Annotated in this window: 17 protein-coding genes and 2 riboswitches; of the genes, 9 read left to right on the plus strand and 8 right to left on the minus strand. The window is 71.5% G+C overall.

Features of this window, described 5'->3' with window-relative positions; all coding sequences use genetic code 11:
• Positions 1–196: 196 nt before the first annotated feature.
• Positions 197–862, minus strand: a complete 666-nt coding sequence (thiE, locus tag ACLJQM_RS07695; RefSeq protein ID WP_360780175.1) for a thiamine phosphate synthase — start codon at positions 860–862, stop codon at positions 197–199.
• Between the two features lie 31 nt (positions 863–893).
• Positions 894–999: riboswitch (TPP riboswitch) on the plus strand.
• Between thiE and thiO the strand changes: the two genes are divergently transcribed.
• The 4 genes from thiO (at position 993) to ACLJQM_RS07715 (ending at position 3,616) form a co-directional block, all read left to right on the plus strand.
• Positions 993–2,066 (plus strand): glycine oxidase ThiO, encoded by a 1,074-nt coding sequence (gene thiO, locus ACLJQM_RS07700; RefSeq protein WP_360780171.1) that lies wholly within the window; start codon positions 993–995, stop codon positions 2,064–2,066. (Overlaps the previous riboswitch by 7 nt.)
• On the plus strand, positions 2,066–2,266 hold the full coding sequence (thiS, locus tag ACLJQM_RS07705) for a sulfur carrier protein ThiS (RefSeq protein WP_247017772.1): 201 nt from the start codon (positions 2,066–2,068) through the stop codon (positions 2,264–2,266). Before thiO ends, thiS begins: the two co-directional genes overlap by 1 nt.
• A 1-nt stretch (position 2,267) precedes the next feature.
• Positions 2,268–3,026, plus strand: coding sequence for a thiazole synthase (locus ACLJQM_RS07710; protein WP_247017774.1), 759 nt, complete (start codon positions 2,268–2,270; stop codon positions 3,024–3,026).
• Between the two features lie 161 nt (positions 3,027–3,187).
• Positions 3,188–3,616: a MarR family winged helix-turn-helix transcriptional regulator gene (locus ACLJQM_RS07715; protein ID WP_247017776.1), complete on the plus strand. Its 429-nt coding sequence runs from the start codon at positions 3,188–3,190 to the stop codon at positions 3,614–3,616.
• A 1-nt stretch (position 3,617) separates the two neighbouring features.
• On the opposite strand, the gene ACLJQM_RS07720 is transcribed toward ACLJQM_RS07715, so the two are convergent.
• Positions 3,618–3,977, minus strand: a complete 360-nt coding sequence (locus ACLJQM_RS07720) for a winged helix-turn-helix transcriptional regulator (RefSeq protein WP_360780166.1) — start codon at positions 3,975–3,977, stop codon at positions 3,618–3,620.
• A gap of 94 nt (positions 3,978–4,071) precedes the next feature.
• Between ACLJQM_RS07720 and ACLJQM_RS07725 the strand changes: the two genes are divergently transcribed.
• A complete protein-coding gene (locus tag ACLJQM_RS07725) occupies positions 4,072–4,911 on the plus strand; it encodes an SDR family oxidoreductase (RefSeq protein WP_410630569.1) in 840 nt (279 codons plus the stop codon).
• On the opposite strand, the gene ACLJQM_RS07730 is transcribed toward ACLJQM_RS07725, so the two are convergent.
• Together ACLJQM_RS07730 and thiD (ACLJQM_RS07735) are read right to left on the minus strand one after the other, a co-directional pair.
• The gene (locus ACLJQM_RS07730; RefSeq protein WP_247017782.1) at positions 4,908–5,711 is read right to left on the minus strand and encodes an ion transporter; all 804 of its coding nucleotides are present in this window, start codon (positions 5,709–5,711) and stop codon (positions 4,908–4,910) included. The two genes, ACLJQM_RS07725 and ACLJQM_RS07730, sit on opposite strands and share 4 nt — an antisense overlap.
• Before the next feature lie 86 nt (positions 5,712–5,797).
• Positions 5,798–6,625, minus strand: a complete 828-nt coding sequence (gene thiD, locus ACLJQM_RS07735; protein ID WP_247017784.1) for a bifunctional hydroxymethylpyrimidine kinase/phosphomethylpyrimidine kinase — start codon at positions 6,623–6,625, stop codon at positions 5,798–5,800.
• Positions 6,626–6,739: 114 nt separating this feature from the next.
• Between thiD (ACLJQM_RS07735) and ACLJQM_RS07740 the strand changes: the two genes are divergently transcribed.
• Positions 6,740–7,750 (plus strand): phosphatidylinositol-specific phospholipase C domain-containing protein, encoded by a 1,011-nt coding sequence (locus tag ACLJQM_RS07740; protein ID WP_360780156.1) that lies wholly within the window; start codon positions 6,740–6,742, stop codon positions 7,748–7,750.
• Here the strand turns inward: ACLJQM_RS07740 and ACLJQM_RS07745 are convergent.
• On the minus strand, positions 7,747–8,670 hold the full coding sequence (locus tag ACLJQM_RS07745; protein WP_410630570.1) for an NADP-dependent oxidoreductase: 924 nt from the start codon (positions 8,668–8,670) through the stop codon (positions 7,747–7,749). The genes ACLJQM_RS07740 and ACLJQM_RS07745 overlap by 4 nt on opposite strands.
• A 91-nt stretch (positions 8,671–8,761) precedes the next feature.
• Here ACLJQM_RS07745 and ACLJQM_RS07750 point away from each other — a divergent pair, with 91 nt between their 5' ends.
• The 3 genes from ACLJQM_RS07750 to ACLJQM_RS07760 all read left to right on the plus strand — a co-directional run bounded on the left by ACLJQM_RS07750 (position 8,762) and on the right by ACLJQM_RS07760 (position 10,141).
• Positions 8,762–9,157 (plus strand): winged helix-turn-helix transcriptional regulator, encoded by a 396-nt coding sequence (locus tag ACLJQM_RS07750; protein ID WP_360780153.1) that lies wholly within the window; start codon positions 8,762–8,764, stop codon positions 9,155–9,157.
• Between the two features lie 91 nt (positions 9,158–9,248).
• The gene (locus tag ACLJQM_RS07755; RefSeq protein WP_410630571.1) at positions 9,249–9,413 is read left to right on the plus strand and encodes a hypothetical protein; all 165 of its coding nucleotides are present in this window, start codon (positions 9,249–9,251) and stop codon (positions 9,411–9,413) included.
• Entirely contained in the window at positions 9,410–10,141 is a 732-nt protein-coding gene (locus tag ACLJQM_RS07760; RefSeq protein WP_410630572.1) for a DUF6338 family protein, read from the plus strand. The genes ACLJQM_RS07755 and ACLJQM_RS07760 overlap by 4 nt, the downstream gene beginning before the upstream one ends.
• Here the strand turns inward: ACLJQM_RS07760 and thiD (ACLJQM_RS07765) are convergent.
• The 3 genes from thiD (ACLJQM_RS07765) to ACLJQM_RS07775 form a co-directional block, all read right to left on the minus strand.
• Positions 10,084–10,884 (minus strand): bifunctional hydroxymethylpyrimidine kinase/phosphomethylpyrimidine kinase, encoded by an 801-nt coding sequence (thiD, locus tag ACLJQM_RS07765; RefSeq protein WP_410630573.1) that lies wholly within the window; start codon positions 10,882–10,884, stop codon positions 10,084–10,086. The genes ACLJQM_RS07760 and thiD (ACLJQM_RS07765) overlap by 58 nt on opposite strands.
• Positions 10,881–12,515, minus strand: a complete 1,635-nt coding sequence (thiC, locus tag ACLJQM_RS07770; protein WP_410630575.1) for a phosphomethylpyrimidine synthase ThiC — start codon at positions 12,513–12,515, stop codon at positions 10,881–10,883. Before thiC ends, thiD (ACLJQM_RS07765) begins: the two co-directional genes overlap by 4 nt.
• Positions 12,509–12,630: riboswitch (TPP riboswitch) on the minus strand. Its footprint overlaps the gene before it by 7 nt.
• Before the next feature lie 38 nt (positions 12,631–12,668).
• Positions 12,669–13,580: a S1C family serine protease gene (locus ACLJQM_RS07775; protein ID WP_360780142.1), complete on the minus strand. Its 912-nt coding sequence runs from the start codon at positions 13,578–13,580 to the stop codon at positions 12,669–12,671.
• Positions 13,581–13,591: the final 11 nt, after the last annotated feature.

The following is a 13,591-nucleotide window of genomic DNA, read 5'->3' on the forward strand; positions in this document are numbered from 1 at the left end:
GACGATGCGGGACGCCCTCGCGTCGAGCACCGAAGGCAGCCGATCGTCGTTGACCCGGCCACGACGACCCCGCCCACCAGTCAGGGGGCGCGGCCACGCCGACGTCGTGACTGTGGTCAGGCCAGCTGGGAGCGAAGGGCGCGAGTGGCTGACGACGATGCGGGACGCCCTCGCGTCGAGCACCGCGTGACTGCGGTCAGACCAGGTGGGAGCGGAGCGCGCGGGCGGCCTCGGCGGGGTCCTCGGCCTCGGTGATCGCGCGGACGACGACGATGCGGGACGCCCCCGCGTCCAGCACCGAAGGCAGCCGGTCGCCGTCGATGCCGCCGATTGCGAACCACGGGCGTTCCGGGGCCCAGCCGGCCACCGCGCGCACCAGGTCCAGGCCCGGTGCGTCGCGGCCCGGCTTGGTCGGCGTCGGCCAGCAGGGGCCCGTGCAGAAGTAATCCACGCCGGGCTCCGCCGACGCCGACAGCGCCTGGTCGAGGGAGTGGGTCGAGCGGCCGATCACGACGTCGTCGCCGAGGATGCGGCGGGCCAGCGGGACCGGGATGTCGTCCTGGCCCAGGTGGAGCACGTCCGCGCCGACCGCCAGCGCCACGTCCGCGCGGTCGTTCACCGACAGCAGCGCGCCGTGGCGCTCGCACGCCTCCGCCAGCACCTCCAGCGCCGCGATTTCGGCCGCGGCCTCCAGTGGCGCACCGCCGGTCTTGTCGCGCAGCTGGATGACGTCGACGCCGCCGGCGAGGGCCGCGTCGGCGAACGCGGCCAAGTCGCCGCGGGAGGTGCGGGCGTCCGTGCACAGGTACAGGCGCGCGGCGTCGAGGCGGGCGCGGATCTTGTCACCGGAGAGGGCGGGCATAGCGGCGACCGTACCCCGGGAGTTAGGGTGGACGGGTCCGCACGGGAGCCCGAGGCACGGGCTGAGAGGGAGCTGCCGCTCCGACCGTGGAACCTGATCCGGGTCATGCCGGCGCAGGGAGCGTGATCCCATGACGAACCTGGCAGTGGTGGGCGGCGGCGTGATCGGCCTGTCCGCGGCGTGGCGGGCCGCGAAGGCGGGCCACGACGTCACCGTGCACGATCCCGAGCCCGCTCGCGGCGGCGCGTCCTGGCTGGCCGGTGGCATGCTCGCCCCGGTCACCGAGGCCTGGCCCGGCGAAGAAGACGTGCTCAGCCTCGGCGAAGCGTCGCTGAAACGCTGGCCGGGCTTCGCGAGCGACCTCGGACAAGAGGGCGTCGACCCCGGTCTCACCGGGCACGGGACGCTCGTCGTCGCGTTCGACAGCGCCGACGCCGGGCACCTCGACATCCTCGCCGGCTACCTGCACTCGATCGGCCGCGCGGCCGAGCGCCTCACCGGGCGGGAGACGAAGCGGCTCGAACCCGGCGTCGGGTCCGTCCGAAGTGGACTCCACGTGCCCGGCGACCTGGCCGTGGACAACCGGAAACTGCTCAACGCGCTCTACGCGGCGTGCGTCAACCACGACGTCCGGTTCGTGCGCGAGCGCGTCGAGAGCCTGCCGGACGCCGAAGCCGTCGTGCTCGCCGCGGGCGCGTGGACCGGGCGGCTGCACCCGCGGCTGGCCGGCGCCGTCCGGCCGCTCAAGGGCGAGATCCTGCGGCTGAAGCCCCGCCGCGGCTGCCTGCCGCCGCCCGCGCACACCGTGCGGGCGGTCGTCGAGGGCCGGCCGATCTACCTCGTCCCGCGCGGCGACCAGGAGCTCGTCCTCGGCGCCACGCAGTACGAAGCGGGCTTCGACCGGGCCGTCACCGCGCGGGGCGTGCGCGAGCTGCTCGAAGGCGCCGAACGCGTCTTCCCCGCGATCACCGAGTACGAGCTGGTCGAGACCGCCGCCGGCCTGCGCGCCGCCAGCCGGGACGTGCTGCCCTACATCGGTGTCCTGGACGACGGCGTCTTCGCCGCCACCGGGCACCACCGCAACGGCCTGCTGATGGCCCCCGTGACCGCGGCCGCCGTGGTCGCCTGGCTCGAGGGGGAGGAGCCGCCCGAAGGCGTCGAAGCGGCTTCGCCCGCCCGGCTGCAGAAGAAGGAGCACGTGTGATGGAGATCAAGCTCAACGGCCAGTGGACGGAGTTCCCGGACGGCGCGACCGTCGCCGACGTCCTCGACGCGTCCGGTGGCCCGCGGCCCGGGATCGCCGTCGCGGTCGACGGCGTCGTCGTCCGCCGGGGCGACTGGGCGGCCACCGTCGTGCCCAAGGGTGCGGGCGTCGACGTGCTCACCGCCGTCCAGGGAGGCTGAAGTGGACGAAGAACCGCTGGTCATCGGCACCGCCAAGCTGTCGTCCCGGCTGATCATCGGCACCGGCGGCGCGGCCAACCTGGCCGTGCTCGAACGCGCGCTGGTCGCCTCCGGCACCGAGCTGACCACCGTCGCGATGCGCCGCGCCGACGCCGAGGGCGGCTCCGGTGTCCTCGAACTGCTGAAGAAGCTCGGCATCGAGCTGCTGCCGAACACCGCGGGCTGCCGGACGGCCGCCGAAGCCGTGCTCACCGCGCAGCTCGCGCGGGAAGCGCTGGAGACCGATCTCATCAAGCTCGAAGTGCACGCCGACGACCGGACGCTGCTCCCGGACCCGTTCGAGACCCTCGACGCGGCCGAACGGCTGGCCGCCGACGGGTTCACCGTGTTCGCCTACACGAACGACGACCCGGTGCTCGCGCTGCGCCTGGAAGAGGCGGGCTGCGCCGCGGTGATGCCGCTGGGCGCGCCGATCGGCACCGGCCTCGGCATCCGGAATCCGCACAACATCGAGCTGATCGTTTCGCGGGCGGGCGTGCCGGTGATCCTGGACGCCGGAATCGGCACGGCGTCGGACGCGACGCTGGCGATGGAGCTCGGCTGCGACGCCGTCCTGCTGTCCACCGCCGTCACCCGGGCGGCCGATCCGGAGCGGATGGCTTCGGCGATGCGTGCGGCCGTCGTCGCCGGTCACCTGGCCCGCGCGGCGGGGCGGGTGCCGCAGCGCTTCTGGGCGAAAGCGTCGAGTCCACCCCGGTGAACTGCTGCTTTCGGGGGCTCCGGGTGGCGGCGCCCCCGGGCCCGGGGCGAAGCCCCGGTACAACACCAGAGTGGCTTCACGCCGAACGCGCACCGCGAGCCCGTAAGGTGGACGGCACTTTCCGGCGCACCCGCGGCGGGGCAGGGCAGAAGGAGCCAGCCGTGACGAGCACATCGGTCCAGGACGTCTCGGGCAGGTTGTACCTGGCCGTCGGCAGGCTGTCGCGGTCCCTGCGGCAGGCGGGTGTGCCGGGACCGGGCCACGGTGCCATCTCGGCGCTGGCGACGCTCGTGAACTCCGGCCAGCTCCGCCTCGGCGACCTCGCGGCCAAGGAGGGCGTCGCCGCGGCGACGATGTCGCGGATCATCGCGTCCCTGGTCGAGGCCGGCTACGTCAGCCGCGAGTCCGACCCGGTCGACCGCCGGGCGTGGCTGGCGAAGGCGACCGAGGAGGGCGAGCGGCTCGTCTCCGGCGTCCGGTCGACCCGCGTCCAGGAGCTGAACCGGCGCCTCGACCGGCTCTCGCCCGAGCACCGCGAAGCCTTGACGACGGCGATCCCGGCGCTCGAGGCCCTGATCGCGGACGACTGAGCTAGTCCGCGAGCCGGCGCGTGATCCGGTCGAACAGCTCCGTCAGCGGCTCGCCGACGTCCCGGCCGAACTCGGTCAGCCCGTAGGTGACCTGCGGCGGCGTGGTCGGCTCGACCCGCCGCCAGACCAGGCCGTCCTGGACCAGCGCGCGCAGCGACTGGGCCAGCATCTTTTCGCTGATGCCCTGGATGCTCTCGCGCAGCTCGAAGAACCTGAGGTCGGTGCGCCGCAGGGAGATCAGCACCCAGATGCCCCACCGGCTGGTGACGTGGTCGACGACGTCGCGCGCGACGCAGTCGGTGTGAAACACCTCATACCGAGCCTCGGCGCCGGCCGGGGTGAGCTGTGGGCCTCCGGTCATGTCATGAGCTTACCCAGAGGTATGTACTTACCAGAAGTTAGCTCGGCTCCTAGCGTCCCCCGAACACAGCGGGAATCGGACGAAGGAGCTGTTCATGATCGTGGTGACCGGGGCTACCGGGAACGTGGGCCGGCCGTTGGTGCGGGCGCTGGCCGGAGCGGGACAGCAGGTGACGGCGGTGTCGCGGCACGCCGCGGCCGTGCCGGACGGCGTCCGGCACGTGGTGGCCGACCTGGCGGAGCCCGCCGGTCTCGAGCCCGTGCTGGCCGGGGCGAAGGCGTTGTTCCTGCTGCTGTCCGGCGACCTGCACGCCATCGGGGCGAATCCTGCCGACGTCGTCGAGCGGGCCGCGCGCGCCGGGGTCGGCCGGATCGTCCTGCTGTCCACCCTGGGGGTGGTGACCAGGCCCTTCGGCACGACGCGGGTCGCGATGCGCGAGCTGGAGGACGCGGTGCGGGCGGCCGGGCCGGACTGGGCCGTCCTGCGGCCGGGCGGCTTCGCGTCGAATGCCCTGTGGTGGGCCGAAAGCGTCCGCACCCAGCGGACAGTCGCCGCACCCTTCGGCGACACGGGGGTGCCCGTCATCGACCCGGCGGACATCGCCGACGTCGCCGCGGCCTGCCTGCTGGACGAGGTGCACACCGGCGGCGTGTACGAGCTGACCGGGCCGGAAGCGATCACGCCGCGGCAGCAGACGGCGGCCATCGCCGCCGCGCTGGGCTCGCCGGTGCGGTTCCACGAGCAGACCCGCGAGGAGGCCAAGGCGGGCATGACGCGGAGCATGCCGGCCGAGCTCGCCGACGACACCCTGGACATCCTCGGCTCGCCGAGCCCGGCCGAAGTGCGCGTCAGCCCCGACGTCGAGCGGGTCCTCGGCCGGGGTCCCCGCTCCTTCGCCGACTGGGCCGCGCGCACCGTCGCCGCGTTCCGCTAAGCGGCCTTCTGCCGCAGCTCGGCGAGCTCCGCACGCAGGGCGCGGAGCTCGTCGAGGATCTCCTGGTTCGCCGCCGCCTGGGTTTCGGCCTGCTTCGCCTCCTCCTCGCGGATGTCCTGGCGCAGCTCGTCCTCCATGCCGCTGACCACGACGGCGATGAAGAGGTTCAGCACCGCGAAGCTGGACACCAGGATGTAGACGACGAAGAAGATCCAGGCCATCGGCGCCTGTTCCATGATCGTCTTGGCGATGTCGGGCCAGGCCTCGCCGGTCATCACCTGGAACAGGGTGAACAGCGACGTGCCGAGGTCGCCGAAGTCGCCGGGGTCGATGGCGCCGAACAGCTTCGTCGCCATCACCCCGGCCACGAAGATGATCAGCGCGAGCAACGCGGCGATCGAGGCCATGCCGGGGATGGCGGCGAGCAGCCCGGAGACGACCTTCCGCATCGACGGCACGACGGAGATCAGCCGCAGCACCCGGAGCACACGCAAGGACCGCAGCACCGCGAACGGCCCGGTCGCCGGGATCACCGCGATGCCGACCACCAGCAGGTCGAAGACGTTCCAGTTGTCGCGGAAGAAGCCGCCGCGGTAGGCGTAGAACTTCGCCAGCAGCTCGGTGACGAAGATGCCGAGCGCGATGTGGTCGAGCACGTGCAGCAGCCCGGCGTACCCGGCCATGATCGACGTCGACGTCTCCATCCCGAGCGTGACCGCGTTGAACACGATGACGGCGATGATGAAGTTCTGGAAGCGGCGGTCTTCGAGGACCTTCGCCACCCGCTCGCGTCCGGTCAAGGCCGCCCCCTGCTTGGGTCAAGGATCAGTAAACGCAGGGATGGTAACGGTCGCGGTGACGCACCTCGCCGGCCAGTCGCCGGACTTCAGCGCTCCTCGGGAGCCAGCCTCCAGAAGGCCGACACCGGTCCGACCTTGGCACCCATCGGGTACGCGTGCTCGACCGCCTGCGAAACGAACCACTTGCCGTACCGCGCGGCCTCGACCACCGACATGCCCTTCGCGAGCCCGGCCGTCAGCGCCGACGCCATCGTGTCGCCCGCGCCGTGCGTGTGCGGGGTCGAGTAGCGCTTGCCCGGCAGCTCCACGAACGTCGAGCCGTCGAACAGCAGGTCCACGCACTCCGGGTCCGACTGCAGGTGGCCGCTCTTCACCAGGACGTACCGCGGGCCCATCCGGTGCAGCACGACCGCCGCGGTGTGCATGCCTTCGCGGTCGGTCACCGTCATGCCGGTCAGGAGCCGGACTTCGTCGAGGTTCGGGGTCAGCACCGTCGCGCGCGGCAGCAGCTCGTCGCGCAGCGCGTGCAGGCCGGCCTCGTCGAACAGTGGCTGGCCGTGCATCGACGCCGCCACCGGGTCGACCACGAACGGGATCCGGGCGTCCCGGCCGATCTCCGCGTTGTCGCACGCGACCGCGACCGCCTCGATGATCCCGGCCGACGCCAGCATGCCCGTCTTGGCCGCGCCGACGCCCATGTCCGCCGCCACGGCCTCGATCTGCCCGGCCACGATGTGCGGCGGCAGGTCGGCGCGGTCGTGCACGCCGAGGGTGTTCTGGACGGTGACGGCGGTGACCGCGACCAGGCCGTGCACGCCGCAGGTCAGGAACGTGCGCAGGTCCGCCTGCAGCCCGGCGGCGCCGCCGGAGTCCGACCCGGCGATGGTCAACGCGGTCGGAAGGCTCGTTGGCATGGTGTTTTCCCGACTTCTGGTCTAGGCCAATCGGCCGCTTTTCCTTCATCAAGAGTCAACCACGGTGGCACATTGTGTGGGCTACTCACCAGTTCACGGGGCGAAGGAGCCTGGATGAAGCTCTCCTCGGTGGTACTCCTCACGGCTGCGCTCGTGCTCTCCGGAGCGACCGCGGCCCACGCGGACAGCCCGAAGCTTTCCCACGTCACGACCGTCGGCGTGCACAACACCTACGACCCGGCGGCCTACGGCTACCTCGCCCAGGCGCTCGACGCAGGCTCGTCGCTGATCGAGCTCGACGTCTGGCCGGACTTCTTCACCCACGAGTGGAAGGTCAGCCACTCGAACCCGCTGGGGAACAACAACAACTGCGTCGCGGCCACCTCGGCGTCGCAGCTCTACAGTGGCGGCAAGAACAAGAACCTCGAGTACTGCCTCGACGACATCCGGATCTGGCTCGCGGCCCACCCCGGGCACGCGCCGCTCACGCTCAAGCTCGAAATGAAGACCGGCTTCTCGGACAACACCGGCATGGGCCCGGACGAGCTGGACGCGACGTTCCGCTCGCACCTCGGCAGCGTCGCCTTCCGCCCGGCCGAGCTGCTGGGCGGTTACGCCACGCTCGACGACGCGGCCAAGGCGGACAACTGGCCGTCGGTGGACGCGTTGCGGGGCCGGGTGATCACCGAGATCATCCCGGGCACGGTCGAAGAGGGGAACCCGACCGACACGCTGAAGACCGACGTCGAGTACGCGCGGTACCTGGTCGGGCTCAAGAACGCCGGCAAGCTCGGCGACGCGAACATCTTCCCGACCGTGCACGGCGCGGCCGGCGGTGACCCGCGGGACAAGTACACCGCCGACCTCAAGCCGTGGTTCGTGGTGTTCGACGGCGACGCGAACGCGTGGGTCACGCAGACCGGGCCGTGGTGGTACGACGCGAACCACTACTACGTCGTGATGACCGACGCGCAGAACGTCGCGCCGGCCATCGACGCCCACAACCCGACGGTCGAGCAGGCCAACCAGCGCGTCGCCGACCTGGCGAAGCAGCACGCGTCGGTCGTCACCGCGGACTGGACCGGGCTCACGACGGTGCTGCCGCAGGTGGTCGCCCGGGGTTAGAGGGTCAGCACGAGCTTCCCGGACACCCGCCCGGATTCGCCGAGCTCGTGCGCCTTGGCGACGTCTTCCAGCGGGAAGGTCCGTTCGACGCGGACCTTCAGCTGACCGGCCTCGATGAGCTCGACGAGGCCGGTCAGCCCGCCGCGGTCCGGCTCGACGAGGATCCGGCTCGTGTGGACTTCCCGTGCGGCGGCGGCCTTTTCGACGCGGTCCGCGACGCCGCTGGGGACGCCGATCAGCAGGCCGCCCGCCTTGATCGCGGGGAGCCAGCGCAGGTCGCTGTCTTCGCCGACGAGTCCGAAGTAGACGTCCACATCGGACGCCGTGGCGTTCTCGTCGTGGTAGTCGATCGGTTCGTCGACGCCGAGTTCGCGCAGCAGGTCGTGCTTGCCGGCGCTGGCCGTGCCGATGACGTGCGCCCCGCGCGCCTTGGCGATCTGCACGGCGAGGTGCCCGACCCCGCCGGCGGCGGCGTCGACGAACACCCGCTGTCCTTTCCGGACGTCCGCGACGTCGACCAGGCCCTGCCAGGCGGTCAGCCCGGCCAGCGGCAGCGCGGCGGCCTCGGCGAACGACAGCCCGGCGGGCTTGCGCACGAAGTGCCGCGACGGCGCGGTGACGTACTCCGCGTACGCGTTGCCCGGGCGCGGGAACCACGGCATGCCGAGGACTTCGTCGCCTTCCCGGACGCCGGTGGCGCCGAAACCGGCCGCTTCGACGACGCCGGCGACGTCCCACCCGACGGTGAACGGCGGCTCGCCGAGGAACCCGCCGCCGGCCCGCACCTTCCAGTCGACGGGGTTGATCCCGGCGGCCCGCACCCGCACCAGGACCTCCGTCGGCCCGGGTTCCGGGCGCGGTGCTTCGGTGACGCGGAGCACCTCCGGCCCGCCGAGGGTCTCCTGGGTCACGATGCGCATTGCTCCACTCCTTCTGTTCGAGGTCGCCTCCTATACTCGGACGGGTAGGCACTTTTCGCTAGAAGGCACTTATCCGTAAAGTAGGTACCTGATGGAAACCACCTGTGACCAGGACGGACCCTGGGACGTCTACCTCCGGAGCTGTCCCTGCCGGGACGTGCTGGACCTGCTGGCCAACAAGTGGACGGCCCTGGTGCTGGGCGCGCTGTCCCGCGGCCCGCACCGCTTCGGCGAGCTGCGCCGGGCCGTGGACGGCATCAGCCAGAAGATGCTGACCCAGAACCTCCGGCAGCTGGAGCGCGACGGCTTCCTGACCCGCACGGTGTACCCGACCACGCCGCCGACGGTGGAGTACGCGCTGACGGAGATGGGCGCGGAGGTGGGGGCGCACCTGGTGGCGCTGAGCACGTGGTCCCAGGCGAACTTCGATCGGATCCGGTCGTCCCGCGAGGAGTACGACGGCCGGGAGCTGCAGCCGGTCCGCTGACGAGCCGGCGGCCGCTCGGTAACGGCCGTCGCCGGTGCCGCGACTCCAGGGAGGCCGAGGTGGCGAACCCCGTCGTGAAAGGTGGCCGGACGTGACCGATTGGTTCTCCCGGTGGCGCGTGGACGAGGTCGCGCGGGCGATGGACGAGCCACCCCAGCTGATCATGAGCAGCGAGCCTCCGACGGACGGCGCGGTGGACGAAGGTGTCCCGGGCGACGGCGACGGTGACCGGCATCCGGCCGACTACTCCGGATGATCCCCGGCACGTGGCTCGCGGCCGTGCTGTTCCTGCTCGTCGTCGCGCCCGGCTTGTTCTTCGACCTGCTGGGCGCGCGCCGCCGGGTGGCGGTGGCCGAATCGGCGTTCCGCGAGATCGGCCGGGTCGCGCTGGGCAGCTTGGGGTTCACCCTGGTCACCGTCGTGCTCCTGCAGGCGGCGCAGTGGCTCTTCCCCCGGCTGTTCTTCGACCCCCGGGCCCTGATCCTCGGCGGGAACGCCTACCTGGCGGACCACTACGGCGCGGTGGTGCTGACGCTCGTCGTGGCGGCCGCGACCTCCCACGCGCTGGCGTTCGGGCTGCACAAGTGGCTGGCCCGGCGCCACGGGGAAACGATCCGCGTCATCAGCCTCTGGGGCAAGGCCTTCCGGCACGGCGTGCCGGCCGGGCACGCGGTGTTCGCCCGGGTCCGGCTGGCCGGCGGGCTGGTGTACACCGGGCAGGTCGAGAACTTCACGGCCGATCTGCCGATGGGTGATCGCGAGCTGCTGCTCACCAAACCCCTGGCCGCCAAGCCGGACGCCGACAGCCCGCTCCGGCCGCTGCCGGACTCCTACCGCCGGGTCATCATCCCCGGGGACCGGATCGAGGTGATCAGCGTGGAGTACCGGCCGGTGCCGCCGGGCGCCGTCACCGCGAAGAAGCGGCTTCAGCGGTCCAGCACCCAGAACGGCGACACCGGGCCCACGCCCGCGCCCAGCGGGTAGGACTCCGCCACGCAGCGTTCGATGAACTTCTTCCCCTCCGCCACCGCGTCGGGGACCGAGGAGCCCTTCGCCAGGGACGCCGTGATCGCCGACGCCAGGGTGTCGCCGCCGCCGTGGGTGTTCTCCGTGAGGTACCTCGGGCCGCTCAGTTCCCGGAACTCGCGGCCGTCCGACAGCAGGTCCACGCAGTCCTCCGTGCCCTGCATGTGGCCGCCCTTGACCAGGACCCAGCGGGAACCGAACTCCAGCAACGCCTCCGCCGCCGCGCGCTGGGTGGCCGCGTCGACGACCGAAACCCCGGTCAGGAGGCGGACTTCGTCCAGGTTCGGCGTGATCAGCGTGGCGCGGGGGAACAACTCGGTGCGGATCGCCTCCAGCGCGTCTTCGCGCAGGAGGGCGTGTCCCGTCATCGACGCCGCCACCGGGTCGACGACCAGGGGGAAGTCCATCCCGAGTTCGTCCAGGGTCTTCGCCACCGAGCGGATGATCTCCGCGGTGGCGAGCATGCCCGTCTTCGCCGCGTCGACGCCCATGTCGGACGCCACCGCCTTGATCTGCGCCGTCACCACGTCGGCCGGGATCTCGGTGAAACCCTGCACGCCCAGCGAGTTCTGCACGGTGACCGCGGTCAGCGCCACGAGCCCGTGGACGCCGTTGGCGAAGAACGTCCGCAGGTCGGCCTGGATGCCCGCACCACCGCCGGAGTCCGATCCGGCGATGGTGAGGGCGGTCCTCGGTGTCACTGCTGCACCACGGGCAGGTAGACCTTGTTGGCCTGCTCGCCGAACTCCGCCGACTTCTCCGCCATGCCGGCCTCGATGGCCTCCACAGTGGACAGGCCGTGCTCTTCGGCGTACTTGCGGACGTCCTGCGTGATCCGCATCGAGCAGAACTTCGGGCCGCACATCGAACAGAAGTGCGCGGTCTTGGCCGGCTCGGCGGGCAGCGTCTCGTCGTGGAACGAGCGTGCGGTGTCGGGGTCGAGCGAGAGGTTGAACTGGTCGTGCCAGCGGAACTCGAAGCGCGCCTTCGACAGCTCGTCGTCCCACTCCTGCGCGTACGGGTGCCCCTTGGCGAGGTCCGCGGCGTGCGCGGCGATCTTGTACGTGATCACGCCGGTCTTGACGTCGTCGCGGTTCGGCAGGCCGAGGTGCTCCTTCGGCGTGACGTAGCACAGCATCGCCGTGCCGTACCAGCCGATCTGGGCCGCGCCGATGGCCGAGGTGATGTGGTCGTACCCCGGCGCGATGTCCGTCGCGAGTGGACCGAGGGTGTAGAACGGCGCCTCGCCGCAGAGCTTCTCTTCGAGCTCCACGTTCTCCTTGATCTTGTGCATCGGCACGTGGCCGGGGCCTTCGATCATCACCTGGACGTCGTGCGAGCGCGCGATGTGCGTCAGCTCGCCGAGGGTTTCCAGCTCGGCGAACTGCGCGCGGTCGTTGGCGTCGGCGATCGAGCCCGGGCGCAGGCCGTCGCCCAGGGAGAACGTGACGTCGTACTGGCGCAGGAGTTCGCAGAGCTCCTCGAAGTGCGTGTACAAAAAGGACTCCTGGTGGTGCGCGAGGCACCACGCGGCCATGATCGAGCCGCCGCGGCTGACGATGCCGGTGACGCGCCGCGCGGTCAGCGGGATGTAGCGCAGCAGCACGCCGGCGTGCACGGTGACGTAGTCGACGCCCTGTTCGCACTGCTCGACGATCGTGTCGCGGTACACCTCCCACGACAGCTTTTCGGGCTCCCCGTTGACCTTTTCGAGCGCCTGGTAGATCGGCACGGTGCCGACCGGGACCGGCGAGTTGCGGATGATCCACTCCCGCGTCTCGTGGATCCGCTTGCCGGTGGAGAGGTCCATGATCGTGTCGGCGCCCCAGCGGGTCGCCCACACCATCTTGTCGACCTCTTCCTCGACCGACGACCAGACGGCCGAGTTGCCCATGTTGGCGTTGATCTTCACCAGGAAGTTCTTGCCGATGATCATCGGCTCGGACTCGGGGTGCTTCCGGTTGGCCGGGATCACCGCGCGGCCGCTCGCGACCTCGGCGCGCACGAACTCGGGGGAAACCCTTTCTCGCGCGGCGATGTACTCCATCTCGCGGGTGATCACGCCCTGCTTGGCCCAGCCGAGCTGGGTGTTGTGCTCACGCCCGTCGGCCCAGCCGGCACGCAGCCGGTGCAGTCCACTGTGGACGTCGATCGAGGCTTCCGGGTCCGTGTACGGGCCGGAAGTGTCGTAGACGTCGAAGTGTTCGCCGTTCGAGAGGTCGATCCGGCGCGCGGGAACGCGCAGTCCGGATTCCGTCTGGTGGAAGACTTTGTGCGAGCCGGTGATCGGACCCGTGGTGACGGAGACGTCTTTGTTTTCCAGCGTCGTCAACGACTTTCACTCCCTACGCCGGCATTACCCGGTCAGGTTCATGCGGTCGGTGACGCCTGCGAAACGCAAGTCACCCTCTCAGCCCGCCATGGCGCGAGCTCCCGCGTTGGTGTTGTGCCACCGACCATGCCACGCCGGGGCGCGATACTCAAGTCACCCGGCCAACTCGGCCGGAGTGGCGTAGACGTCGACCATGGCTCCGTTGCGCAGCACGGTGATCGGCAGTGCGGTGCCGATCACTTCCGCGAAGAGCCGGCGCTGGATGCCCTGGGCGTCCGACACCCGGGTGCGCCCGACGGTCAGCACGAGGTCGCCCGCCTTGAGGCCGGCCTGGTCCGCGGGGCCGCCGGAGACGACTTCGCGCACCCGCAGCCCGGCGCTCTGCCCGGTGCGCCCGGCGACGTCGTCCGGCAGCGGCGCGGGCACGCCGACGATGCCGAGGTACGCGCGCCGCACCCGGCCTTCGACGACGAGCGTGTCGATGATCCGCCGCGTCGTCGCGTTGATCGGCACCGCGAGCCCGAGCCCGACGCCGGCGACGGCGGTGTTGACGCCGACGACCCGGCCGGCCGAATCGGCGAGCGCGCCGCCGGAGTTGCCGGGGTTGAGCGCCGCGTCGGTCTGGATGACGTCTTCGATCACGCGGGTGGTGCGCCCCTGCCGCACCGGCAGCGCCCGGCCGAGCGCGCTGACCACCCCGGCGGTGACCGTCCCGGCGAACCCGAGCGGGTTCCCGACGGCGACGACGAGCTGCCCGACGACCAGCCGGTCGGCGTCCCCGAGCGTGGCGGCCGGCGGCGTTTCCCCGCGCGCCCGCAGGACGGCGAGATCGGACAGCGGATCGGCGCCCACGACGTCGAAGGGCACCTCGCTGCCGTCGGCGAAGGTGGCGACCCCGCGCCGGTGGTCGCTGACGACGTGGGCGTTGGTGAGCAGGTGGCCGTCCTCGGCGAAGACGACCGCGGACCCGCTCCCGCGCTCGAGCTGCACCCCGGCGACGTGCGGGGTCACGGTCTCGGCGACCGTGCTCACCGCGCGCGAGTAGGCGTCCATCGCGTCGTCCACGTCTCCACCTC

Source organism: Amycolatopsis sp. cmx-4-83 (assembly GCF_046548815.1).
In the GTDB taxonomy this organism is placed as follows: domain Bacteria; phylum Actinomycetota; class Actinomycetes; order Mycobacteriales; family Pseudonocardiaceae; genus Amycolatopsis; species Amycolatopsis pretoriensis_A.